Raw genomic sequence first — 23,829 nt, 5'->3', positions numbered from 1 at the left:
GTCGGAGTTCGGACGGGAGGTGGTCATGATGAAGACGGCGGTCGTGACGGTGCTCGGCGGCGTCGCGCTGCTCGTTTCGGGGTGCGCCGGAGACTCGCAGGCCCAGGTCGGCGGCTCGTCATCCCCGAGGCCCGGCTCGTCGTCCCCGAGCCTCGGCTCGGCGGACGCCCTCGTGCTGCGCACGAAGACCACAGGAGGCATCGCCGGCCTGGGCGGGCCCGGCACCATGCCGGACTTCTCCCTGTACGGCGACGGGCGCGCGATCACCGGCGGCGCGCACCCGACCGAGTACCACCTCACGCCGCAGGCGCTGCGCCGGCTGGTCTCCGACGCGTCCGAGGCCGGGCTCGCCAGGTCGCGGACGGTCGACGACCGGAACATCGCCGACGCGACCTACAAGGTGATCACCTTCGTCACCGGGGGCCGGCCGCACACCACAAAGATCATCCAGGAGGGCCGGCACGCCGGCGACCCGGCCGCGCGGTTCCTGGCCCGGCTCGTCCCGTCCTCCTGGCCGCGCGGGGACCAGAGCGCCGACCCGCGACCGTACCGGCCGTCGCGCGTCGCCGTGCTGGCGGTGACCGCGCCCGCGGGCGACGGCGCCGCGTCCAAGTGGCCGTTCAAGCCGCTGAGAACGGGCACCCAGGTCGGTGGCCGCACCTGCACGGTCCTCACCGGCCGCGACGCCGCGTCGGTCCAGCGCCTGGCCGGACGGCCCGCCTGGCGCGACCGCGGTCAGACGTACCGGGTGGCCGTCCGCCCGCTGCTCCCCGACGAGCACGACTGCACCGCACTCTGACGGGCCGTCCTTCGCTCCGGCCGGCAGCGCCCGCCGAGGACCCGCGGCCGTTACCCCATCGTGACCGGCCGCGTTCAGAGTGGCCCGCAGCGAAGCATGGTTTCGAAAGGGCCTCCGCATGTCTGATCCGCGTTCGACCAGACCCGCCGTACGCGTCGTGGTCGCGGTCCTGCTGATCGCGCCGTTCGTCGTCTATCTCGCCGTCCCGAGCTATGCCAAGGTCGAGCCGCGGCTCGCCGGATTCCCGTTCTTCTACTGGTGGCAGCTCCTCTGGGTGATCCTCACCGCGGTGTTCATCGGCATCGCGTACCGGCTCACCCGCCGCGCCCGGCCCCCGCGCCCCGCGGACGAGGAGGACGAGTAGATGAACGACGTCAACGGTGTCGAGCTGACCGTCTTCCTCATCTTCTTCGCCCTGGTCACCGTGATGGGCTTCCTCGCGGCGCGCTGGCGGCGGGGGCAGACGATCATGCACCTGGACGAGTGGGGGCTGGGCGGGCGCCGCTTCGGCACGTTCACCACCTGGTTCCTGCTCGGCGGCGACCTGTACACCGCCTACACGTTCATCGCGGTGCCCGCGGCCGTCTTCGCGAGCGGTGCTATGGGGTTCTGGGCCCTGCCGTACGCGGCGATCGCCTACCCGATCGTGTTCCTCATCGGCCCGCGTCTCTGGTCGGTGTCACACGTACACGGCTACGTCACGACCGCCGACTTCGTACGCGGACGGTTCGGCTCGCGGTCGCTCGGCCTGGCCGTCGCGGTCACCGGGATCCTGGCGATGATGCCCTACATCGCGCTGCAGCTCGTCGGCATCCAGGCCGTGCTCACCGTCATGGGCGTGACGGGCTCCGGGCTCGCCAAGGACCTGCCGCTGCTCATCGCGTTCGCGCTCCTGGCCGCGTACACCTTCACCTCGGGCCTGCGCGCGCCGGCGCTGATCGCGTTCGTGAAGGACTCGCTGATCTACCTCGTGATCATCGTGGCGGTCATCTACATCCCCACGAAGCTGGGCGGCTGGGGGCACATCTTCGACAGCGCCCAGAGCAGCCTGGCCAAGCCCAACCCGGCGACCGGCAAGCCGAACGGCTCGCTCGTCACCGGCGACATGACCCACTGGGCGTACGGCACGCTCGCCCTGGGGTCGGCGCTGGCCCTGTTCATCTATCCGCACACGGTCACCGGGGCGCTGGCGTCCGGGCGCCGTAACGTGATCAAACGCAACGCGGCACTGCTCCCGGCGTACTCGCTGCTGCTCGGGCTCCTGGCCCTGCTCGGCTACATGGCGCTGGCCCGGCCCGACGTCGCCGCCGCGGTCAAGGCCGCCAAGAACCCGCAGCTCGCCGTGCCGACGCTGTTCGACCACATGTTCCCGGGCTGGTTCGCCGGGGTGGCCTTCGCCGCGATCGGCGTGGGCGCTCTCGTACCGGCGGCGATCATGTCGATCGCGGCGTCGAACCTGTTCACCCGCAACGTCTACACGGCGTTCTTCCGGCCGGGCGCGACGGCCGCCGAGGAGACCCGCGTCTCGCAGTTCGTGTCGCTCCTGATCAAGATCGGCGCGCTCGTCTTCGTGCTGGCCTTCGACAAGACCCTGTCGATCAACCTGCAGCTCCTGGGCGGCATCTGGATCGTGCAGACGTTCCCGTCGCTGGGCCTGGGGCTCTACACCCGGTGGTTCCACCGGTGGGCGCTGCTGGCCGGCTGGGCGGTCGCGATGGTGTACGGCACGGTGACCGCCTACGACCAGCACTCGCCGACGCAGAAGCACTTCGCCCAGTCCACCGCGGACATCCCGTTCCTCGGCCACCCCGGCTACATCGCCCTGACCGCCTTCGTCATCAACATGATCGTCGTGGTCGTGCTGACGGTGATCTTGCGGGCGGCCGGCGTACCGGACGGAACGGACGAGACCCGGCCCGATGACTACACCGCCGACGCCGACGACCCCGGCGTACGGGACCTGCCCGAGCTCGTCACCGACTGATCGTCTCGGACCGGCATGTTCGGTGGGATCGGCCCCTCGGTGACCGGACTGGGGGACCGATCCCTCTTTGTGGTGGTCTAGGCTCTGACCGTGAGCGAGGAGACTCGGCCACCGGACCAGCCCGCGCCCGCGCACCCTCCCGGCGTCGAGATCCGGTTGGCGCGGCCGGACGAGCTCGCCCGGATCGGCGAGCTGACGGCCGCGATCTACGTCGCGGCGGGCTACATCAGCCCGAACAGCAGCTACATTCTGCGGCTGCGCGACGCGGTCTCCCGCGCCCGCGAGGCCGAACTGCTCGTGGCCACGCACGAGGGCGAGCCGACGGGCACGGTGACCTACTGCCGGCACGGCAGCCCCTGGGCGCAGCTGACGGTGCCGGGCGAGGCGGAGTTCCGGATGCTCGCCGTCGTACCGGCCTCACGCGGACTGGGACTCGGCGAGGCACTCGTCCGCCACTGCATCGCCCGCGCCCGCGAGGACGGATGCCGAGCCATACGGCTGTCCACCGAGCCGATGATGCACGCCGCGCACCGGATCTACCGGCGGCTGGGCTTCACACGAACGCCAGAGCGCGACTGGCAGCCCCAGCCCGGCGTGGACCTTCTGACGTACGCGTTGGCACTCTGAACCCCTCACCGGCGCTCTGACTCGCTCCTGGAGCACCCACCGCACCGCGACGGGAATTCTCCGCACCCCTCACCGACGCCCTGACTCTGCAGCACCCAGCGCACCGCGACGGAAGTTCTCCGCGCCTGGCGCCGGTGCCGTGGGTCGCTTCTGGACTACGCTGCTGCACCGTGACGGCGACCTACTGCGACCACTGCGGAGACCCGCTCATCGGCGGTGACCATGGAGGATGTCGCGTGGCGCGGACGATGGAGCCTCCGCGTTACTGCCCCGAATGCCGCCGCCGCATGGTCGTCCAGGTGACGCCCGGCGGCTGGACCGCCGACTGCAGCAGACACGGCAGGCTCACGGGCTGAGAAGCCGCCCGTGACCCGATACCCGTAGCCACGGCGTGCCTACGGGCCGAAAGACCACCGGGACTCGAACCCCTGCCGAGCGGCGCCCAGGAAACGCCTCGCCGTCTCGTCGGTCGCCCGGGGGCCGAAACCAGGCCGGCTCCCCCGCCGTCCTGCGACGCGCCCCCTGGCCCGCCGTTCGCGGCGGGCGGGGGCTCGGGGCAGTCGTCAAGCCGGGGTCCGGCGGCCTTCGTGGCTACTCGATGACGGCGATCAGATCGCCTTCTTGAATGACATCGCCCTCGGCGACCTTGAGGCTGGCGACCGTGCCGGAGTCCTCGGCGATGACCGGGATCTCCATCTTCATGGACTCCAGGATGACGAGAGTATCGCCGTCCTCCACGGTGTCGCCCTCGTTGACAACGACCTTCCAGACGTTCGCCACCATTTCCGCGCGCACCTCAGCCAACGCGGCTCCTTCCCTCAGACGCCGGCGCCTGCCGGACGCTCTTGCCGATCCAATTGTGCGACGAGTCCTTGATCATGCGCGCATGCGGTCCACCAGTCCGGTGTCGTAGTCGCCCGAGACGAACTCCGGGTTGGCCAGCAGCTCGGTGAAGAACGGAAGGTTGGTCTTGGGGCCCTCGACGCGGAACGCCTCGACCGCCTCCCGCGCCGTGGCGAGGGCCTGGGCCCGGTCGGCGCCGTAGACGCACAGCTTGGCGAGGAGCGGGTCGTAGAACGGGGTGACCTTGTTGCCCGCCTGGTAGCCCGCGTCGACCCGGATGACGTCGCCGGACGGCTCGTCCCACACCGTGATGTCGCCGGGACTGGGCAGGAACCGCTTGGGGTCCTCGGCGTAGACGCGGAACTCGATCGCGTGCCCGCGCGGCTCGACGTCGGTGAAGGTGACCGGCTCGCCCGCGGCGACGAGGAGCTGCTGCTCGACCAGGTCGATGCCGGTGACCAGCTCGGTGACCGGGTGCTCGACCTGGAGCCGGGTGTTCATCTCCAGGAAGACGAAGTCCTGCGCCACCGGGTCGACCAGGCACTCGACCGTGCCGGCGCCGCGGTAGCCGACCGCCTCTCCCGCGCGTACGGCCGCCGCGAGCATGCGGGACCGCAGCTCGGCGCCGACGCCGGTGGACGGGGTCTCCTCCACGACCTTCTGGTGCCGGCGCTGCACCGAGCAGTCGCGTTCGCCGAGGGCCACCACCGTGCCGTCGGCGAGGCCCAGGATCTGGATCTCCACGTGCCGGGCCCGCTCGATGAAGCGCTCCAGCAGGATGTCGGGGTTGCCGAAGAACCGCTCGGCCCGCGTGCGGGCCGTCTCGAAGGCCTTGCGCAGCTCGTCCTCGTCGTAGGCGACGCTCATGCCGATGCCACCGCCGCCGCCGGACGCCTTGACCATGACGGGGTAGCCGATGCCCGCGGCGACGGCCGCGTCGGCGTCGGGGACGGGCTCGTGCGTGCCGGCCGCGACCGGGACCCCCGCCTTCTCCATGAGGTTACGGGCGTTGATCTTGTCGCCCATGGCCTCGATCGCCTCCGCGGGCGGGCCGATCCAGGTCAGCCCCTCCTCGGCGACCCGGCGGGCGAACGCGGCGTTCTCCGACAGGAAGCCGTAGCCCGGGTGGATGGCGCGGGCGTTGGTGCGCCGCGCGGCCTCCATCACGGCGTCGGTGTCGAGGTAGCTCTTGGCGGGCTGCGCCGGGCCGATCAGGACCGCCTCGTCGGCCTCGGCGACGTACGGCAGATCGGCGTCGGCCTCGGAGTAGACGGCGATCGCCTTGACTCCGAGGGCACGCACGGTGCGGATCACCCGACGGGCGATCTCCCCGCGATTGGCCACCAGTACCGACTCGAACACCGCTCCTCCTCAATTCGTCAGCGCAGGCAGAATAACCACGCATGGGCCGGCCGAGCGCGATGCTCGCCGACAAAAACCCGAGTGCCGCCTTGTCAGCGCATACGGTCGACAACGTGCCCGAGCGCCTCGACCACGGTCGGGTCGTACTCCGCGGCCGAATCACCCCGCAGGCGTTCGAGCACGGCCGCCGACCGATCACGGTCGGACGACGCCCCGACAAGATCATCGTAGGCGTTCGCGACCTTGATGACGCGGCTGGCCAGCGGCGGAGCGGATCCCTCCGCCGCGCGGTACGGCTCGGACTGGCGTCGGACGATCTCCGCGACCTCGTTCAGCACCCCGGTCTCGGTGATCACGTTGGCGCCCAGCCCGGCGATGCGCCGCTGCTCGCTGGGCGAGGCCAGGACGGTCGCGCCGCCCGGGATCGGATCGCGCAGCGACAGCTGGCCGATGTCGTGCATGAGCGCGGCGTACTCCAGCTCGAGCAGCGCCTCCTCGTTCATACCCAGCTCGCGTCCCATCTGCACGGCAAGCTCGCTCACCCGCCGGGAGTGCCCGGCCTCGACGTATCCGCCGACCTCGGTCACCTGGGACAGGGCGCGTACGGTCTGCAGGTAGGTGGCCCGGATGCCGGCGAAGCGCCGGAACGCGACCTGGGTCACCAGGATCGGCGCGCTGAACACCAGCAGCGCCACCGGGCCCATGACGAACGTGCTCACCGCGATCAGGATGCCCGTGGCGCCCGAGGCGGCGCAGAGCGGGACCTTGGCCCGGATCTCGTCGCCGAACGCGATGGCGAACCGCGTGCGCACCGCCTCGGCGCGGATCGTCGCCGCGGTCACCATCTCGGCGGCGCAGGCGAACATGACCGTCAGCACCATCACCGTGATGAGCAGCGGCCAGTGGTGCTGCAACGAGGAGGTGCCGATCGGGCGGAAGACGAAGGCCACCAGGGCGGGGCTCAGGATGCGCCGGGCCATCGCGTCGAGCGCCGGGACGCGGCCGACCGCGATGTGCGGCAGCGCGCCGATGAGCGTGCCGCAGGCCGTCACCGTCACCGCCTGGAACGCCGAGTGCGTGGCCGGTTCGCTGCCCACCCGCAGCAGCAGGGCGTACCCGACGGAGCCCGCGCTCGCGATCGGGGCGACCTCGCGGCTGCCGGGCATGATCATGCGGAGCAGCTCACCGATCGCGATGAGCGCGCCGAACAGGATCGCCGTACGGGAGTCCTCGAGGCCGACCGCGCCGACCTGGGTGACGGAGGCGATGATCAGCATCCCGGCCGCCGCGATCAGCAGCAGCTGGGCGGAGTCCAGCGACTGCCATGCCGGGCGCGGGCGTCCGGCCTGAGCGGTCACGTGCGCGCTCCCCCGGCGGTGCTCCGGCGCGCCGCCACCCGGGCCACCGGACGGGTCACCGGACGCCCTCTCCGGCGACGCGCAGGGGCGCGCTGGGATCGTCGTGGTCCTGCTGGGTGGTCTCTTCGCCCTCCTCGGGCGGCGGGACCGGGTCGGGCTGGGTCCACCCGTGGCGTGTGATGGCGGCGATGAGCGCCTCGACCATCTCCGGGTCGAAGTGGGTGCCGGCCGAGCGCCGCAGCTCGGCGATGCCCTCCTCGATGGACCGCGCCGGACGGTAGGACCGGGTGGAGGTGATCACGTCGAACGCGTCGGCCACCGAGATGACGCGGGCGAACTCCGGGATCTCCAGGCCCGCCAGTCCCATGGGGTAGCCCGTGCCGTCCATCCGCTCGTGGTGGTGCATGATGCCGGCGAGCGCCTCGTCGAGAAAGCCGATCTCACGGACGATCTCCAGGCCGCGCATCGGGTGGAGCTGGATCGCGGCGTACTCCTCTTCGGTCAGGGCGCCGGCCTTCTGCAGCACCTTGGTCGGCACGCCGAGCTTGCCGACGTCGTGGAGCATCCCGGCGTAGCGGATCGCGCCGACCCGCTCGGGCCGCATCCCGATCGCCTCGGCGATCATGACCGCGCCGCGGGAGACCCGCTCGCTGTGGCCGCGCGTGTAGTAGTCCTTGGTCTCCACCGCCTGGCAGAGCGCCGCGATCGTCGCGGCGTGGGCCTGCTGCTGGTCGCTGGTCTGCTGGAACGCCCACCGGGCCAGCAGCATCGGCATCAGCACGAGCACGGCGGAGAACGGCCCGATGAGCCCCCACGGCGCGGCGATGAGCAGGCCGAACATGCCGTACGACAGCTGGCCCGCGGCGAGGCTGCCGATGGGCCGCCAGCGGAACCCCCACAGGGGCGCCGTCTTGGTGAGCACGAGGACGACGCCGATCAGGGCGAGGTTGACGGCGACGTAGGTGACGACGGCGGTGAGGTAGGGCGCGATGATGTCCGGGAACGAGCCGTTGGTGGGCTTGCCGGTCGTGCCGCCGGCCGCGCTGTACACGACGCCGGCGAGGTAGCCCGAGAGGGCGAACTGGGCCCCGTTGAACAGCCGCTTCACGACGCCCATGTCGCGTCGCCAGGCGATGATCGCCGACGCGCCGACGATCGCGGCGCCCGTCGGGCCGAGCAGCACGACCGAGGCCAGGCCCGCCGAGTAGCTCAGCGACACCCGGGCGTTCTCGCTGTTGAGCAGTGCCGGCGCCGACTCGCAGATCACCGACAGCACCGCGAGGACGGCAAGGGTGGTCCAGTCGATGCCATCGAAGGACGAGAGACCGATGGACGACGCCGCGAGCACGACGACCGTGCAGACGTACGCCCATGCGGCGAGGGGTAGTCCACGCAATGCCGCCCCCACAGGTTATGGGCTAATTCCAGGACACGCCTTGACGCATCTTTCTCCGCCTCCCCGTCGGGCTCCGGCTACGGGAGCCCTTCATCCCTGACTCACCGCCCGCCTCGGATCGACGCCGGAAGAATCGGTGGTAAGCCTAACCCGACAGCCCCTGCTCACGCAGACGCGCGAGGAAACGTGAGCAAAGCGTGAATGAATCGTCACCTACCGTCGGCGGTATCGCCCGTGAGCTGCGAAGCCGGTCATTCGACGAGATTGGCGCGAACCTCTTCGATTCGCCCAAGGACCTTCGCCCGGAGGTCCTGCGGCACCGGGTCGCAGCCGCAGCTCTTGTGCACGAGCTTCTTGACCGACTCCTCCAGGCCGTACTCCCGCAGGCAGGGACCGCACTCGTCGAGGTGCTGCCGGATGTCGGAGCACCCGTGCTCGTCCAGCTCGCCGTCCAGGTAGGAGTAGATACGGGCGAGGACCTCCGTGCAGGGGGTCTCATGAGGCTTTCCGCAGCTCATTTCGCCACCTCACCAGGGTGCGCGGGCGTCCGGTCGCTCATGCGGAGTCCTCCTTGCGCCCGGACCCGTTCGCGCGGGCGAGCCCGCGCTCACGCGCGTAGTCTTCGAGCATCGACCTCAGCTGCCGCCGGCCGCGGTGCAGCCGGGACATCACGGTACCGATCGGAGTGCCCATGATGTCGGCGATCTCCTTGTACGCGAAGCCTTCGACGTCCGCGAAGTAGACCGCCATCCGGAAGTCCTCGGGCAGCGCCTGCAGGGCCCGCTTGACGTCCGAGTCGGGAAGGTGCTCGAGGGCCTCGGCCTCGGCCGACTTCAGGCCGGTCGAGGTGTGCGACTCCGCCCGCGCGAGCTGCCAGTCCTCGATCTCCTCCGACGCCGACTGCTTCGGCTCCCGCTGCTTCTTGCGGTAGGAGTTGATGAAGGTGTTGGTGAGGATGCGGTAGAGCCAGGCCTTGAGGTTGGTGCCTTCCTGGAACTGGTGGAAGGAGCCGAACGCCTTGGCGAACGTCTCCTGGACCAGATCCTCCGCGTCCGCGGGGTTGCGCGTCATGCGCAGCGCGGCGGAGTACAGCTGGTCGAGAAACGGAAGCACGTCACGCTCGAAGCGCCGACTGCGCTGCTCCAGAGTCTCCACTGCCTCGGGTACCTGACCCACCCCCTCCGTCGCGCCGGTGCCGGGCTCGGGGCCGGCACCGAAACCATACGCTCCAGACGATAGCGGGTGCGCCACCGGCGCATCGCGCCGGTCCGCCAGCAAGACGGCCATCATCACCTCGAACTTTCGCAGGCCGGTGTCCGTTATGACGCTGTGCAACGCGCCACGCGCCCACGGGATTCCCAGGAGCGGGGGAATGCTCCGGCACACCGGCATGAAGTGTGCGATAGCTCGTACCGCCAACAGGGAAGGATTGGGAGAAATGCATCCCCGAGGAGCCGCCGTGCTGTCCATTCCGGCGAAGCATCCCGCAGTCGGCGAGTCCGAGTCGCTCGCGAGCTACTGGACGTTCTACTGGGCCGTGGCCGCCGCGCAGCTGTCCCGGTGGCTGCCGCGCCGGCCGTCACGGGTTCTCGACCTGTCCGGGCCCCAGTCCCGCTACGCCGACCAGGCGGCGCACGCGGGCCACACCGTGGTCGAGGTCCGCGACGCTCCTCGCGGCGCGCCGCAGCCCCGGCACACCCACACGATCGTCGCGGAGGCGTCCTCCCTCGGCTTCCTCTCCCCCGGTTCGTTCGACGCGGTCGTGGCCGAGGGGCGCATGCTCTCGCGCCACCTGGTCACCGAGAACGTCGTCGCGGAGATCGCCCGCGTGCTGCGTCCCGGTGGCCGGGTGCTGCTGAGCGTGGACTCCCTCGTCCTGGGCATGGCCATCCTGGCGGAGCAGAACTACTGGGCGCACCTGTCCGACGTGCCGCGCTCGGAGGTCGTGCTCGTGCCCTGGCCGGACGGCACGATCACCCGGTGCTTCGGCGTCGAGCAGCTGCGCGACCTGCTCACCGAGTGCGGCCTGGAGGTCGAGTGGATCCGGCCGCGCACGGCCCTGTCGCCCTCGACCGTGGAGCATGTGCTGAACGCCAGCCCCCAGTCGCTCACCCGCCTCGTACGGGCGGAGCTGACCGCGCCGCAGGCCGAGGAGCCGGTCGGCATCCACCTCGTCGCCAGCGCGATCAAGAAGACCGGGTAACGGCCGTCCCACGGCCCATGGGCAGAGGGGAACGGCCGGCCTGCATCCACGTCCCCGCAGGCGCGAACCAGGAGACCGGGTGGCGGACCTTCCACCGCCCCCGGCTCGCGACCGGGGGCGAAGGAGCGGTGCTACCGGTGGAGCCGGTCGCGTTTCCCCTGGCAGGCGACGCAGCGGGACGCCTCAGGGCGAGCCTCCAGGCGGCCCTCGGGAATCCCCAGGCCGCAGTCCACGCATTTGCCGTACGTGCCCTCGTGGGCGCGTGCGAGCGCCGCGAGCACCTCGGCCCGCTGGCGGCGCAACGCCGCGAGGGCGGCGTCGACCCGGTCGGTGTCCGACAGGCTCGCCCCCGCGTCGGCCGTGTGGTGTTCGGCCTCCGGATGCTCCTCCTGCACGGCCGTGATCGACCGTTCGAGGTCGGCGAGCATCTCGTCGAGGCGCTTGCGCGCGGTGTCCAGAGCCATGCGCACCTCCGACACGCGGTCAGAAGAGAGTGAGGGGAGATACTGAAGGAATACCCATCTGGGGCAGGGGTCTGACCAGTTCTGGGCCGTTATTTGCCACCTTGTTCACCGCGGTGGACACCGGGTACGACTCGAGCCGCCCCTCCGCGGCCGGAACGAGCAGCGACCGGACCTCGTCGGGGTCGGTGAGCGCCGGGTCCAGCCACGCGCCGAACCGCTCGGGCTCCACCAGCATCGGCATCCGGTCGTGGATGCGGCCCACGTCGTCGGTCGCCTCGGTGGTCAGGATCGTGCAGGTGAGCAGCCGCCCGCCGGCCGCGTCCGGCGACCGCCACACCGCGTACAGCCCGGCCATCGCCAGGATGCCCCCGTCGGCGGGGCGGATGAAGTGCGGCTGCTTGCCGCCGTCGGTCGCCTGCCACTCGTAGTAGCCGTCGGCGGGAACCACGCATCGGTGCAGCGCGAACGCGCGCCGGAACGCGGGCTTCTCGTGCGCGGTCTCGACCCGGGCGTTGATCAGTCGGGCACCGATCGAGACGTCCTTGGCCCAGAACGGCACCAGCCCCCAGCGCGCGACGTGCAACTCACGAACGTCCTCCGACCGCGCCCGCTCCTCACCGGCTCCAGCGACACCCGCTCCCTCACCGCCCACTCCACTCGCCGCGTCGCTCCCGCTCCGGTCTCCTGGTCGCGTCCGCTCCTCACTCGCTCCGCGGGCGGCTCGTCCCTCACCGCCCACTCCACTCGCTGCGTCGCTCCCGCTGGTGCTCGCTGGTCGCGTCCGCTCCTCACTCGCTCCGCGGGCGGCTCGTCCCTCACCGCCCACTCCACTCGCTGCGTCGCTCCCGCTCCGGCGGGTCAGGACCACCGGTACCGGCTTGGTCGGGGCGACGTTGTAGTCCGGTTCGAGATCGTCGGCCTCGTCGCGCTCGACGCCGAAGAAGTCGACGAGTTCCTGGCGCCCGCGCGTGGACGCGTACCGGCCGCACATCGCCCGGCGCTCCCCTCTCTCCCGCTGCCCGCTCTCTCACCGAACCGCGCTTGACCGCGCCTTCGATGGGCATGACCGGTGTTATGCAGATCATCAGGACCATCGCGCGCCCGCTCGTCGCGGCGCCATTCATGGTCACCGGACTCGAGACATTGCGCAATCCGGGCCCCCGCGCGGAGAAGGTGGCCCCGGCTCTCAAGCCGCTCGCCGACCGGGTGGCCTGGCTGCCGTCCAAGGATCCCGAGACGCTCGTACGGATCCAGGGCGCGATCGGCCTCGGCGCCGGTGCGCTGTTCGCCCTCGGCAAGTTCGAGCGCCTCACGACGCTCCTGCTCGCGGCGGAGATGGTACCCGCGCTGCTCACCGAGCACCGGTTCTGGAAGGAGGAGGACCCCGAGCGTCGCGACGTCGAACGCGCCCTGATGCTGAAGAACGCGGGGCTGTTCGGTGTGCTGCTGTACGCCGCCGCGGCGCCGAGCCGGCACCGCCCGGTCAAGGCCGCCAGGACCAACCTGCGCGAGGCACGCCTGCAGGCGGCGGTCGCCAAGGCCGAGGCCGGCCGCAGGGCCGAGCGCGCCCGCCGCAAGGCGGCCAGGCGCGCCGCCCACGCCCAGCGCCGGGCCGTGAAGGTCGGCCGCTGAGGGATCACCCGGAACCCTCGCCTGTCGCGGGCGGCGTCCGGCCGCCGCGTCGCGGGGCGCAGGAGGAAGCCAGGTGCCGGCTTGCCGGCCCACGGCGACGCGGCGAGACGGCGCCTGGACGCCGCGCGGCGGGGCAGAGGGTTCCGGGAAGTCTCTGAGAAGACCGCACGCGAACTCTTGCCGGGGGAACGGCCGGGCGTGACCGCCGACCGGCGTTCGCCGGCGAGCCGTACTCGGCATGTTCGCCTCCCGGAAACTCCCCAGGAGCCTCTGGGGACGCACCGACCCCCGGACCACCGCGCCGGTGTCCCATCGGTCTCTGCGGTCACGGTAGAGCGGGGGCCCGACATTTCACGGCGCGCCCCGCCGCGTCGTCCCCGGCCACGACCGTCGCGGCACCTCGGCGTTCCGCAAGATCTCACCCCTTCTCCGGCCGGTACCCTTCATTCATGCCTGAGATGTGGTCCGCTCCCGTGGCGGCCGGTCCCGTCGACGCCCTGGTCACGCTGCCGGGGTCCAAGTCGATGACCAACCGCGCGCTGATCCTCGCCGCGCTGTCCGACGGCGAGTCGCTGGTGCGCCGGCCGCTGCGCAGCCGCGACACGCTGCTCATGGCCGGTGCGCTGCGCGCGCTCGGCGCGTCCGTGGACGACGCGGGCGCCGACTGGCGGATCGTGCCCGGTGAGCTGCGCGGCCCCGCGACCGTCGACGTCGGCCTGGCCGGCACGGTCATGCGGTTCGTGCCTCCCGTCGCGGCCCTGGCCACCGGCGAGATCCGCTTCGACGGCGACCCGTACGCCCGCAAGCGGCCCATGGGCGCGATCCTGGCCGCGCTGCGGGTCCTCGGCGCGGACGTCGACGGCGACACCCTGCCGTTCACCGTGCGCGGCACCGGCGCGGTGCCGGGCGGCTCGGTGACGATCGACGCGTCCGGCTCGTCGCAGATGGTCTCCGGCCTGCTGCTGGCCGCGCCCCGCTACGGCAAGGGCGCGGAGGTACGCCACGAGGGCCCGCCCGTGCCCTCGGGTGCGCACCTGACGATGACCGTGCGGATGCTGCGCGACGCCGGCGCCACCGTGGAGACCGAGCCCGACGTGTGGCGGGTCCAGCCGGGCCGGCTGCGCGCCGGCGAGATCGACATCGAACCCGACCTGTCCAACGCCGCGCCGTTCCTCGCCGCGGCCCTGGTCTCCGGGGGCCGGGTCACGGTGCGCGGCTGGCCGGCCGAGACGACCCAGCCCGGTGACGAGCTACGCCACCTGCTGGCCGCGATGGGCGCCTCGGTGTCATACGAGGACGGCGACCTGACCGTGCGCGGCGGCGCCATCCACGGCATCGACGTCGACCTCGGCGACGTCAACGAGCTGACCTGCGTGATCGCCGCGCTCGCGGCGCTGGCCGACGGTCCCTCGCGACTGCGCGGCATCGCGCACATGCGCGGGCACGAGACGGACCGGCTCGCGGCGCTCACCACGGAGATCAACGGCCTGGGCGGCGACGTGCGCGAGCACCCTGACGGCCTGGAGATCCGGCCGCGGCCGCTGCACGGCGGCGTCTTCCACACCTACGACGACCACCGGATGGTGATGGCGGGCGCCGTGCTCGGTCTGGGCGTCCCGGGCGTCGAGGTGGAGAATCTCGCGACGGTGGGCAAGACGCTTCCCGAATTCGGCGAGTTGTGGGCGGAGATGCTGCGTTAGGCATGGCGCGCGATTGGGCGAGGCTCGACGAGGATGACGTACGGGTACGTCCGGGCCGCGGCTCCCGGCCACGTACCCGTCGCCGTCCCGCGCACGAGGACGCCGTCGGCGGCTTCGTGATGGCGGTCGACCGCGGCCGTTACACCTGTCTCGTCGACGGACGCCCCGTGACCGCGATGCGGGCGCGCGAGCTGGGGCGCAAGAGCGTCGTCGTCGGTGACCGCGTCCGCCTGGTCGGCGACGTCTCGGGCCGCCCGGACACGCTCGCGCGCGTCGTCGGCATCGAGCCGCGGACCTCGACCCTGCGCCGTACCGCCGACGACAGCGACCCCGTCGAGCGGGTCATCGTCGCCAACGCCGACAACCTCGTCATCGTCACCGCCCTGGCCGACCCGCCGCCCCGCCCCCGGATGATCGACCGTTGCCTGGTCGCCGCGTTCGACGCGGGCCTGTCACCGCTGCTGTGCCTCACCAAAGCCGACCTGGCCGCGCCGGACGCGCTGGAGGAGATGTACGCGCCGCTCGGCGTCACGTACGTCGTCACGCGCAAGGACCGGCCGGTCGACGAGTTGCGCTCCCACCTGGCCGGCCGGATGAGCGTGCTCGTCGGCCATTCCGGTGTCGGTAAGTCGACGCTGGTGAACGCCCTGGTTCCGGACGCCGAGCGGGCGGTGAGCGCGGTCAATCCGGTGACCGGGCGGGGCCGGCACACGTCGTCGTCGGCGATCGCCCTCGCCCTGCCGGACGGCGACGGCTGGATCATCGACACGCCGGGCGTGCGCAGCTTCGGCCTCGCCCACGTCAAGCCGGACGACGTGCTGGCGGCGTTCCCGGACCTGATCGAGGGCGACGCGGAGTGCCCGCCGCACTGCACCCACGTCCAGGACGACTGCGCCCTGGACGCCTGGGTGGCGGCGGGCCACGCCGACCCCTCACGCCTGGACTCGCTGCGGCGGCTCCTGCTGAGCCGCGACGCCGACGAGGCCTGAGGGGCTGGAGTGGCACAGTGACCCGTCGGCGCCGTTGACGACGGGCCACAACCGAGAGGACAACAGAAGTCGCCGCCACTGGCAAGAGTGCACACATGATCTGGACGATTTGCTGAATTTTGATCTGTATAGCGATTAATGTCTGGTCAGATCGCACAGTGACGGCATTCGCGCCGTTCTCCCCCTCCGCCGGCGCGCCTCACCCCGGCGCGGCCGAGGACGCCTCCGGCGTCGTACCGGCTTCGCGAGGCCTCGGGCCGCCACGCCTGCGCCGAAGATCTTGGACCGTTCGCCGGGCCGGTCTGTCTGCGTACGCCTCTGTCGCGATAGCGTTGCACGCCGTGGCGGACTATTCGGATGACCTACGCCTTGCACATGTCATGGCGGACGCGGCCGACGATGTCGCCACGCGCCGGTTTCGCGCTCTCGATCTGCGGGTCGAGACGAAACCCGACCTCACGCCGGTGAGTGACGCCGACCGCATGGTCGAGGAGATCATGCGCAACACGCTGAAGCGCGCGCGGCCGCGTGACGCGGTGCACGGCGAGGAGTACGGCCGCACCGGCTACGGCCCGCGCTGCTGGGTGATCGACCCGATCGACGCCACGAAGAACTACGTTCGCGGCGTACCGGTCTGGGCGACGCTGATCGCACTGATGGAGGGCGACGACCCGGTGGTCGGCCTGGTGTCCGCACCGGCGCTCAACCGCCGCTGGTGGGCCGCTCGCGGAGGCGGCGCGTGGACCGGGCGCAGCCTCGCCAAGGCCACCCGCTGCCGCGTCTCGGGCGTCACCGACCTGCACGACGCGTCGTTCTCCTTCTCCAGCCTCACCGGGTGGGAAGAGCAGCGGCGCCTGGAGGGGTTCCTGGACCTCACCCGCTCCGTCTGGCGCACCCGGGCGTTCGGCGACTTCTGGTCGCACGTGATGGTCGCCGAAGGGGTCGTGGACGTGTCCGCCGAGCCCGAGGTGTCGCTGTGGGACGTCGCGGCCCTGCAGGTCATCGTGGAGGAGGCGGGAGGCGTCTTCACCGACCTGGCCGGCGTGCCGACCGCCGACGGCGGCAGCGTCGTGTGCACCAACGGGCTCCTGCACGCGGCCGTGCTCGACAAGCTCGGCGGCGGCCCGGTCATGCGCCGCGTCTGACGCTCAACGTGATCGACACGATATATCTTGTGGTTCGAGGAACAGCGGCGTCGTGCCCGCTCGTTCTCCTAGCGAAGTCCACGGAACGGAGAAGATCGTGGGACGCACCGGATACGTCGTCGTCGGGGTCATCGTTGCACTGATCGCCTTCATCCTGCTGCCCGGCTGGGTCAAGCTGCTCGGCGTGCTGCTGCTCGTGGGCGTGCCGACGGCGGGTTACCTGATGCTCGACCCGTCACAGCGCCGCCGCCTGCGCGGGCAGGCCCGTAAGCGCCTCGGCTGACCGCATCTCGACCGCCCCGGAGTCTCGGGGCGGTCACCGCCGTACGACGCGCCCAGCGGCCTGTCAGGCCGTCGCGTGGCCCGTCAGTGTCCGTACGTCGCGGACGGTCAGCACGGCGAGAGTCGCGGTGAGGATGACGGCGCCGCTCAGCGCGATGGCGCCGCCGAGTCCCAGCGCGGCCATCGCCGGGCCGGCGAGGGTCTGGCCGAGCGGGTTGAAGACCAGCGAGCCGAGCGCGTCGTACGCGTAGACCCGTGACAGCGCCTCGGGCGGCACGTTGTGCTGCACCACGGTGTCCCACTGCACCCCGAAGATCTCGAACCCGGCGCCCGCGGCGAAGGCCGCCGCCAGCATGACCGGCACCGGCGCGGCCACGGCGAGCGCGAACAGCACGGACGAGCCGGCCAGCACGCCGTATGTCGCGAGCAGCAGCGGCCGGCGTGGCCGGTGCCACAGCGCCGACAGCCCGCCCGCGATGAACCCGGCCGCCTCGAACGCGACGACGAGCCCCCAGGCCGTCGCACCGCCCAGGTCGCGCTTGGCCACCAGCGGCCCGAGCACGTTGAAGCCGCCGGAGAACGCCGCGTTCACGAACGCGAACTGCGCCACGATCGTCCACAGCCACGTACGCGAGCGGAACTCCCGCCAGCCGCTTCTGAGCTCGCCCAGCACCCCCGCCCGCGGCAGGGCGATGCGGGGAAGAGCGAGCCGGCCGAAGAACACCGCCGCCACCACGAACGTCGCCGCGTCCACCGCGATGGCCCATCCCGGCCCGTACGCCGCCACGACGACGCCGGCCAGCCCCGCACCGATCACCTTCGCGGCGTTCATGGCGAGGCGGAGCAGGGCGTTGGCGGGCTGGATGAGGGACGGCTCGACGGTCTGCGGCGCCACCCCGAGGGAGGCGGGCCCGAGGAACGCCGCGGCCATCCCGTTCGCGGCCTCCAGGAGCGCCAGCTGCCAGACGCGCGCGCTCCCGCTGATCAGCAGGACGGCCGCGACCGACTGGGTCCCGGCCGCGACGAGGGAGAACACCACGAGGATCACGTGCCGGGGCAGCCGGTCCGCCCACACGCCGCCCAGCAGGAGCAGCGCGACGGTGGGCAGGCTGCGCGCGGCCAGCACGACGCCCAGGTCGCTCGCCGAACCCGTCAGGCCGAGCACCGCGAACGCGAGCGCCACCGGCGCCATCGCGTTGCCAAGAAAGGACACCAGCCGGCCAAAGAACACCATGCGAAAACGCGGGGCGGCGAGTGGCCTCAGAGCGGATCTCACAAGCCGATGACCCTAGAGCCGTTTCGCTCCGATGTCCGCCCGCGCGGGCGCTCGCCGCGACCGGGCCGGTGGACGCCCCCGCCTTCGCGCCCCTCTCCGGCGCTGTCGTGTACGGCCGGTTTGGGCCGGACTCACCCAAGGGGGTGCCACAGGCGTACGGAAGGCGCCTGACCTGGAGGATTACCCGCCGGGGGTGATTTCTCTTGGCCTCGCACCGGCCGATCTTCATTCTGGGCTGCCCGCGTTCGGGCGGGACGCTGCTGCGGCGCATGCTGCGCGCCCACCCGCGCATCGCGATCCCGCCGGAGACACGCCTCCTGCTCGACGCGTACGAGCACCGGAGCGCGTACGGGGACCTGCGCCGCCTGGCGAACCGGCAGGCGCTCGCGGAATGGATCGTCGCCGGCGCAGGCACCCGCTTCGACGGCCTCGGCCTGGACGCCCGTGCGGTGGCCGAGGAGATCGTGGCCGGGCCCCCGACCCTGGGATCGGCCCTGGAGATCGCCTGGCGCGCGTACGCACGACGGCTGGGCAAGCCGCGCTGGGGCGACAAGCGACCGGGGTACGTGCAGCACATCGACGCGCTGCTGCGCCTGTTCCCGGAGGCGCAGATCGTGCACGTGGTCCGCGACGGCCGCGCCTGTGTCGCGGAGCTCAAGGGCACCTCGTGGTGGCGCATGGGCGTCTACCACGCGATCGCCACCTGGACCCAGGCGATCGATGCCGGCACCTCCGCCGCCGAACGGCTGCCGTCGTCGACCTACACGGAGGTGCAGTACGAGAGGCTGGTCGCGGAGCCTGAGAGCGAGCTGCGACGCCTGTGCGCGTTCCTGATGGAGGATTACGCGCCGGAGATGGCGGAGCCGCGACCGTGCGGTGAGCCCCAGGACGGGAAGACGGAGCCCCCGCTGGAGCCGTGGGAACGCGAACTGTGCGAGGCCGTGATGACCGAGCGCCTGCTCGCGTACGGGTACGAACCGGCCCCGGCCGCGCGCCCGTCAACACGCCACCTGGCGCGGTACGCGGCGATCACCGCCCACCGCCGTCTGGCCGCACGGAAACGCGCCGTCCTGGACGCCCACGTCCGCTCCGCCGAGCCACAGCCCGTGGCCTCCTGCCTGATCTGACGCCGCCTGATCTGACGCCGCCTGATCTGACGAACTCGAAGCGCTGAGACCTCTCCTGAGGAGTCGTCCCCGGCGACGGGATCTGGCCGCCGAGACCGGCCGGTCCACGGTTCACAGACGCGGCTGAACCGCGTTTCAGGGGCGTGCGCCGGCGCCGGTCTGACCCTCTCGTGCGCGGAACGTGCTGTCGAGACCGCTCACCTCCATGTGTGGTGCGAGCGGGGCTGTTGCCGATGTCCACCGGCGGGCGGCCGGGGATGAACATGCGGGTGCGTCGGCTCGCCTGCCCGACACTGGCGGTGACCTCGGAGGACGCCTTGGGAACGGGATGATCGTCTGCCGTGACGGCGCCGCCGGCCACGCCGACGCGGCGCATCAGGTGTTGCCTGATGCGCTCCAGGTCTGTGACCCGCGGCACATCTGGCACAACTTCCCCCTCACCCAAGCCGCCGGGAAGAAAGTCGCTGTTCACGTTGGCTGCTGGGCCCGCGCTTCCTGTTGGGCGAGCGAACACCACAACGGTGGCGCTAAGGGCGTCAACACCCGTCGTCAGTTGGAAGGGGCGACGTTGGCCTGCGGACAACGTCCCCTGACGCCTGGGCATTGTCGAGCCTCTGCGGGCACGGTGGGCTGTGGACGGGCGGTCAGACTACGAAGCGCTCGTCGAGCAGGGCGCGCATGTCCTCGGGCAGCTCGTGCTTGCCGGCCTTGATGCGGTCGAGGAAGTCTCTCCAGGCGCTCACGCTGAAGAACAGCTTGGGACCGTCCGGGTCCTTGCTGTCACGAACCGCGATGAGACGCTCGCCCCGGCCTTCTTCGGACGCGTCGGACACCGCGCACCTCTGTTCTAGTGAGGAATCGCTGATGAGACGGCTCTTTGCCGCCCCTCAGAGTCAACGTGGTAAACGGTAGCAGGGCCCGCCGGTCACGGCGGTGTCTTGGGGTTTCCTGTTCGTATCCGACGCCACAATGGCCTCATATCCACCGTACGGTCGGTCGCCCCGTTCCTCCCCAGGCCGTCCCTCACCGAGATCAACGGCATCGAGTTCAGCCGGCAGAGACTCCAAGGAGCTCCAGGAGGGCCCCTCCTACCGGCGTCATCAGTGCTAGCCGGGCAAATGTTGGCGTATCGCGCTATATCGGTGCACTCACGCCGCCGAGACCGTACAGCCCCAGCGTGACCCCGCCGGCCGCTAAAAAGAAAGAAGGGGAAGAGGCCGTCCGCATACAACGGTCGACCTCTCCCCCTTCTCTCCACGCCAAAAACAAGAAAGAGGAGAGGGACCCGCCGCGTTGACCGCGGGGTCACCTCTCCTCTTCCCTTTATCTATGTTGATGTCCGGCGGTGTCCTACTCTCCCACACCGTCCCCGGTGCAGTACCATCGGCGCTGGAGGGCTTAACTTCCGGGTTCGGAATGGGACCGGGTGTTTCCCCACCGCTATGACCACCGAAACGCTTAACAGAACAAAACCAGCGGAAAATGGTTCCCGGTCGTGTCCCGGGAACCGCACAGTGAACGCGAACAAAATAAGTGTGTTCAAGCCACTCGGCCTATTAGTACCGGTCAACTCCACACCTTACGATGCTTCCATCTCCGGCCTATCAACCCAGTCGTCTAGCTGGGGGCCTTACAACCATGAAAGGTTGGGAGACCTCATCTCGAGGAAGGCTTCCCGCTTAGATGCTTTCAGCGGTTATCCCGACCGAACGTAGCCAACCAGCCATGCACCTGGCGGTACAACTGGCACACCAGAGGTTCGTCCGTCCCGGTCCTCTCGTACTAGGGACAGACCCTCACAAGTCTCCTACGCGCACAGCGGATAGGGACCGAACTGTCTCGCGACGTTCTAAACCCAGCTCGCGTGCCGCTTTAATGGGCGAACAGCCCAACCCTTGGGACCTACTCCAGCCCCAGGATGCGACGAGCCGACATCGAGGTGCCAAACCTTGCCGTCGATATGGACTCTTGGGCAAGATCAGCCTGTTATCCCCGGGGTACCTTTTAGCCGTTGAGCGACACCCCATCCACACGGTGGTGCCGGATCACTAGGCCCTGCTTTCGCACCTGCTCGACATGTCTGTCTCACAGTCAAGCCCCCTTGTGCCCTTGCACTCAACACCTGATTGCCAACCAGGCTGAGGGAACCTTTGGGCGCCTCCGTTACTCTTTAGGAGGCAACCGCCCCAGTTAAACTACCCACCAGGCACTGTCCCCCACCCGGATCCACGGGTGCGGGTTAGACGCTCAAAACGACCAGAGTGGTATTTCACCAACGACTCCACGATAACTGGCGTCACCGCTTCACAGTCTCCCACCTATCCTACACAAGACGCTCCAAACGCCAATGCCAAGCTATAGTGAAGGTCCCGGGGTCTTTCCGTCCTGCTGCGCGTAACGAGCATCTTTACTCGTACTGCAATTTCACCGGGCCTGTGGTTGAGACAGTGGGGAAGTCGTTACGCCATTCGTGCAGGTCGGAACTTACCCGACAAGGAATTTCGCTACCTTAGGATGGTTATAGTTACCACCGCCGTTTACCGGCGCTTAGATTCTCAGCTTCACCCCCGAAAGGGCTAACCAGTCCTCTTAACGTTCCGGCACCGGGCAGGCGTCAGTCCGTATACAGCGTCTTACGACTTCGCACGGACCTGTGTTTTTAGTAAACAGTCGCTTCCCCCTGGTATCTGCGACCCCCACCAGCTCCACAGAGCCAGTCCGGTCACCAGCAGGGGCCCCCCTTCTCCCAAAGTTACGGGGGCAATTTGCCGAGTTCCTTAACCACAGTTCACCCGAACGCCTCGGTATTCTCTACCTGACCACCTGAGTCGGTTTAGGGTACGGGCCGCCGACACACATCGCTAGAGGCTTTTCTCGACAGCATGGGATCACTCACTTCACCTAAATCGGCTCGGCATCACATCTCACCCACATGCACCACGGATTTACCTATGGTACGGGCTACATGCTTACCCCAGGACAACCACCGCCTGGGCTGAGCTACCCTCCTGCGTCACCCCATCACTTGCCTACTACCACATCAGGTCCCACACTCGCCCCGACAAGATCCCCGAAGGAACCAAGCAGAGTCCGCACGGTTAGTATCCGCGGGTTCAGCATGGGCGCGTGTCAGCGGGTACGGGAATATCAACCCGTTGTCCATCGACTACGCCTCTCGGCCTCGCCTTAGGTCCCGACTTACCCTGGGCGGATTAGCCTGCCCCAGGAACCCTTGGTCATCCGGCGGAGGGGTTTCTCACCCCTCATTCGCTACTCATGCCTGCATTCTCACTCGTGTGGCCTCCACGACTGGCTCACGCCGCCGCTTCACCGCCCACACGACGCTCCCCTACCCACCCCAACCCCTGAACACCGATCCAAAGATCGACACTAGGGACATGTTGGGATGCCACGGCTTCGGCGATGTGCTTGAGCCCCGCTACATTGTCGGCGCGGAATCACTTGACCAGTGAGCTATTACGCACTCTTTCAAGGATGGCTGCTTCTAAGCCAACCTCCTGGTTGTCACGGCAACTCCACATCCTTTACCACTTAGCACACGCTTAGGGGCCTTAGCCGATGATCTGGGCTGTTTCCCTCTCGACTACGAACCTTATCGCCCGCAGTCTCACTGCCACGCTCTCACTTACCGGCATTCGGAGTTTGGCTGACTTCAGTAAGCTTGTCGGCCCCCTAGGCCATCCAGTAGCTCTACCTCCGGCAAGAAACACGTGACGCTGCACCTAAATGCATTTCGGGGAGAACCAGCTATCACGGAGTTTGATTGGCCTTTCACCCCTACCCACAGGTCATCCCCCAGGTTTTCAACCCTGGTGGGTTCGGTCCTCCACACGGTCTTACCCGCGCTTCAACCTGCCCATGGGTAGATCACTCCGCTTCGGGTCTACAGCATGCGACTCTGGACGCCCTATTCAGACTCGCTTTCGCTACGGCTCCCCCACACGGGTTAACCTCGCCACACACCATAACTCGCAGGCTCATTCTTCAAAAGGCACGCCATCACCCCAACACCCCCAAAGGAATGCAAGGCTCTGACGGCTTGTAAGCACACGGTTTCAGGTACTCTTTCACGACCCCTCACCGGGGCACTTTTCACCTTTCCCTCACGGTACTAGTCCGCTATCGGTCACCAGGAAGTATTTAGGCTTACCAGGTGGTCCTGGCAGATTCACACGAGATTCCACGAGCCCCGTGCTACTCGGGAAACACCCAATGGAGACAACAAGGTTTCACCTACCGGACTATCACCGACTACGGTCGACCATTCCAGATCATTCGGCTACCTCATCGTTTTCTCACTCCACGCCCGGTCGGCGGACCAGACAAGAATGCTCCCACAACCCCACACACGCAACACCCGCCGGCTATCACACGCGCATGGTTTAGCCTCATCCCCTTTCGCTCACCACTACTCAGGGAATCACTATTGTTTTCTCTTCCTACGGGTACTGAGATGTTTCACTTCCCCGCGTTACCACCAACCACCCTATACATTCAGATGGCGGCAACACCCCATAACAGGTGCTAGGTTTCCCCATTCGGAAACCCCCGGATCAACGCTCGGTTGCCAACTCCCCGGGGCATATCGCAGGCTCCCACGTCCTTCATCGGCTCCTGATGC

General features: G+C 69.4%; 22 protein-coding genes and 2 rRNA genes (1 of these 24 running past the window's edge). 12 read left to right on the top strand and 12 right to left on the bottom strand.

Translation table 11 applies throughout. The features are described 5' to 3' along the window. The first annotated feature begins 25 nt into the window (after window positions 1-25). From OG417_RS14730 to bsaP, 5 genes are all read left to right on the top strand, one after another. Window positions 26-799, top strand: coding sequence for a hypothetical protein (locus OG417_RS14730; protein WP_329255704.1), 774 nt, complete (start codon window positions 26-28; stop codon window positions 797-799). Window positions 800-917: 118 nt separating this feature from the next. Continuing rightward, entirely contained in the window at window positions 918-1,163 is a 246-nt protein-coding gene (locus tag OG417_RS14725) for a DUF3311 domain-containing protein (RefSeq protein WP_329255702.1), read from the top strand. After that, the gene (mctP, locus tag OG417_RS14720) at window positions 1,164-2,783 is read left to right on the top strand and encodes a monocarboxylate uptake permease MctP (protein WP_329255700.1); all 1,620 of its coding nucleotides are present in this window, start codon (window positions 1,164-1,166) and stop codon (window positions 2,781-2,783) included. It abuts the gene before it with no gap. A 90-nt stretch (window positions 2,784-2,873) separates the two neighbouring features. Then, window positions 2,874-3,410 carry a GNAT family N-acetyltransferase gene (locus OG417_RS14715; RefSeq protein WP_329255698.1) on the top strand — a complete coding sequence of 179 codons (537 nt, stop codon included), beginning with the start codon at window positions 2,874-2,876 and terminating at the stop codon, window positions 3,408-3,410. Window positions 3,411-3,544: 134 nt separating this feature from the next. Further along, the gene (gene bsaP / locus OG417_RS54315; RefSeq protein ID WP_442875686.1) at window positions 3,545-3,766 is read left to right on the top strand and encodes a biotin synthase auxiliary protein BsaP; all 222 of its coding nucleotides are present in this window, start codon (window positions 3,545-3,547) and stop codon (window positions 3,764-3,766) included. A gap of 235 nt (window positions 3,767-4,001) precedes the next feature. Here bsaP and OG417_RS14710 read toward each other — a convergent pair whose 3' ends face one another. The 6 genes from OG417_RS14710 to OG417_RS14685 all read right to left on the bottom strand — a co-directional run bounded on the left by OG417_RS14710 (window position 4,002) and on the right by OG417_RS14685 (window position 9,524). Next, entirely contained in the window at window positions 4,002-4,214 is a 213-nt protein-coding gene (locus OG417_RS14710) for a biotin/lipoyl-binding carrier protein (RefSeq protein ID WP_285570319.1), read from the bottom strand. Between the two features lie 72 nt (window positions 4,215-4,286). After that, complete coding sequence (locus OG417_RS14705) at window positions 4,287-5,615, bottom strand: acetyl-CoA carboxylase biotin carboxylase subunit (RefSeq protein WP_329255696.1); 1,329 nt, start codon at window positions 5,613-5,615, stop codon at window positions 4,287-4,289. A gap of 92 nt (window positions 5,616-5,707) precedes the next feature. Beyond that, window positions 5,708-6,973 (bottom strand): HD-GYP domain-containing protein, encoded by a 1,266-nt coding sequence (locus OG417_RS14700; protein ID WP_329255695.1) that lies wholly within the window; start codon window positions 6,971-6,973, stop codon window positions 5,708-5,710. A gap of 55 nt (window positions 6,974-7,028) precedes the next feature. Next, window positions 7,029-8,369 carry an HD-GYP domain-containing protein gene (locus tag OG417_RS14695; protein WP_329255692.1) on the bottom strand — a complete coding sequence of 447 codons (1,341 nt, stop codon included), beginning with the start codon at window positions 8,367-8,369 and terminating at the stop codon, window positions 7,029-7,031. A 251-nt stretch (window positions 8,370-8,620) separates the two neighbouring features. Then, a complete protein-coding gene (gene rsrA, locus OG417_RS14690; protein WP_285570332.1) occupies window positions 8,621-8,887 on the bottom strand; it encodes a mycothiol system anti-sigma-R factor in 267 nt (88 codons plus the stop codon). A gap of 37 nt (window positions 8,888-8,924) precedes the next feature. Then, complete coding sequence (locus OG417_RS14685) at window positions 8,925-9,524, bottom strand: sigma-70 family RNA polymerase sigma factor (protein ID WP_442875685.1); 600 nt, start codon at window positions 9,522-9,524, stop codon at window positions 8,925-8,927. A gap of 283 nt (window positions 9,525-9,807) precedes the next feature. Here OG417_RS14685 and OG417_RS14680 point away from each other — a divergent pair, with 283 nt between their 5' ends. Further along, complete coding sequence (locus OG417_RS14680) at window positions 9,808-10,572, top strand: class I SAM-dependent methyltransferase (protein WP_329255686.1); 765 nt, start codon at window positions 9,808-9,810, stop codon at window positions 10,570-10,572. 131 nt (window positions 10,573-10,703) lie between these two features. Here the strand turns inward: OG417_RS14680 and OG417_RS14675 are convergent, their stop codons facing one another. Together OG417_RS14675 and OG417_RS14670 are read right to left on the bottom strand one after the other, a co-directional pair. Next, a complete protein-coding gene (locus tag OG417_RS14675; RefSeq protein WP_329255681.1) occupies window positions 10,704-11,036 on the bottom strand; it encodes a TraR/DksA family transcriptional regulator in 333 nt (110 codons plus the stop codon). A gap of 19 nt (window positions 11,037-11,055) precedes the next feature. Next, a complete protein-coding gene (locus OG417_RS14670) occupies window positions 11,056-12,027 on the bottom strand; it encodes an SOS response-associated peptidase (RefSeq protein ID WP_329255677.1) in 972 nt (323 codons plus the stop codon). Window positions 12,028-12,110: 83 nt separating this feature from the next. Here OG417_RS14670 and OG417_RS14665 point away from each other — a divergent pair, with 83 nt between their 5' ends. From OG417_RS14665 to OG417_RS14645, 5 genes are all read left to right on the top strand, one after another. After that, complete coding sequence (locus OG417_RS14665) at window positions 12,111-12,668, top strand: DoxX family protein (RefSeq protein ID WP_329255675.1); 558 nt, start codon at window positions 12,111-12,113, stop codon at window positions 12,666-12,668. A gap of 449 nt (window positions 12,669-13,117) precedes the next feature. Beyond that, entirely contained in the window at window positions 13,118-14,368 is a 1,251-nt protein-coding gene (gene aroA, locus OG417_RS14660) for a 3-phosphoshikimate 1-carboxyvinyltransferase (protein WP_329255672.1), read from the top strand. A 2-nt stretch (window positions 14,369-14,370) separates the two neighbouring features. Next, entirely contained in the window at window positions 14,371-15,357 is a 987-nt protein-coding gene (rsgA, locus tag OG417_RS14655) for a ribosome small subunit-dependent GTPase A (RefSeq protein WP_329255669.1), read from the top strand. Between the two features lie 341 nt (window positions 15,358-15,698). Further along, window positions 15,699-16,502: a histidinol-phosphatase gene (gene hisN, locus OG417_RS14650; protein ID WP_329255667.1), complete on the top strand. Its 804-nt coding sequence runs from the start codon at window positions 15,699-15,701 to the stop codon at window positions 16,500-16,502. Window positions 16,503-16,599: 97 nt separating this feature from the next. Next, the gene (locus OG417_RS14645) at window positions 16,600-16,785 is read left to right on the top strand and encodes a hypothetical protein (RefSeq protein ID WP_329255664.1); all 186 of its coding nucleotides are present in this window, start codon (window positions 16,600-16,602) and stop codon (window positions 16,783-16,785) included. A 63-nt stretch (window positions 16,786-16,848) separates the two neighbouring features. Here the strand turns inward: OG417_RS14645 and OG417_RS14640 are convergent, their stop codons facing one another. Beyond that, window positions 16,849-18,060 carry an MFS transporter gene (locus tag OG417_RS14640; RefSeq protein ID WP_329255661.1) on the bottom strand — a complete coding sequence of 404 codons (1,212 nt, stop codon included), beginning with the start codon at window positions 18,058-18,060 and terminating at the stop codon, window positions 16,849-16,851. Between the two features lie 203 nt (window positions 18,061-18,263). Here OG417_RS14640 and OG417_RS14635 point away from each other — a divergent pair, with 203 nt between their 5' ends. Next, entirely contained in the window at window positions 18,264-19,187 is a 924-nt protein-coding gene (locus OG417_RS14635; protein WP_329255657.1) for a sulfotransferase family protein, read from the top strand. Window positions 19,188-19,831: 644 nt separating this feature from the next. On the opposite strand, the gene OG417_RS14630 is transcribed toward OG417_RS14635, so the two are convergent. The 3 genes from OG417_RS14630 to OG417_RS14620 form a co-directional block, all read right to left on the bottom strand. Further along, the gene (locus OG417_RS14630; protein WP_329255654.1) at window positions 19,832-20,020 is read right to left on the bottom strand and encodes a DUF397 domain-containing protein; all 189 of its coding nucleotides are present in this window, start codon (window positions 20,018-20,020) and stop codon (window positions 19,832-19,834) included. A 504-nt stretch (window positions 20,021-20,524) separates the two neighbouring features. Next, window positions 20,525-20,641: ribosomal RNA gene (gene rrf / locus OG417_RS14625) — 5S ribosomal RNA — on the bottom strand. An 81-nt stretch (window positions 20,642-20,722) separates the two neighbouring features. Continuing rightward, a 23S ribosomal RNA gene (locus tag OG417_RS14620) occupies window positions 20,723-23,829 on the bottom strand (it continues 35 nt past the right edge of the window).

Origin of the sequence: Actinoallomurus sp. NBC_01490 (genome assembly GCF_036227085.1) — a bacterium.
GTDB lineage: Bacteria > Actinomycetota > Actinomycetes > Streptosporangiales > Streptosporangiaceae > Actinoallomurus > Actinoallomurus oryzae.
The sequence above is the reverse complement of the archived record's forward strand: the minus strand, read 5'-3'. Positions and strand labels throughout refer to the sequence as shown.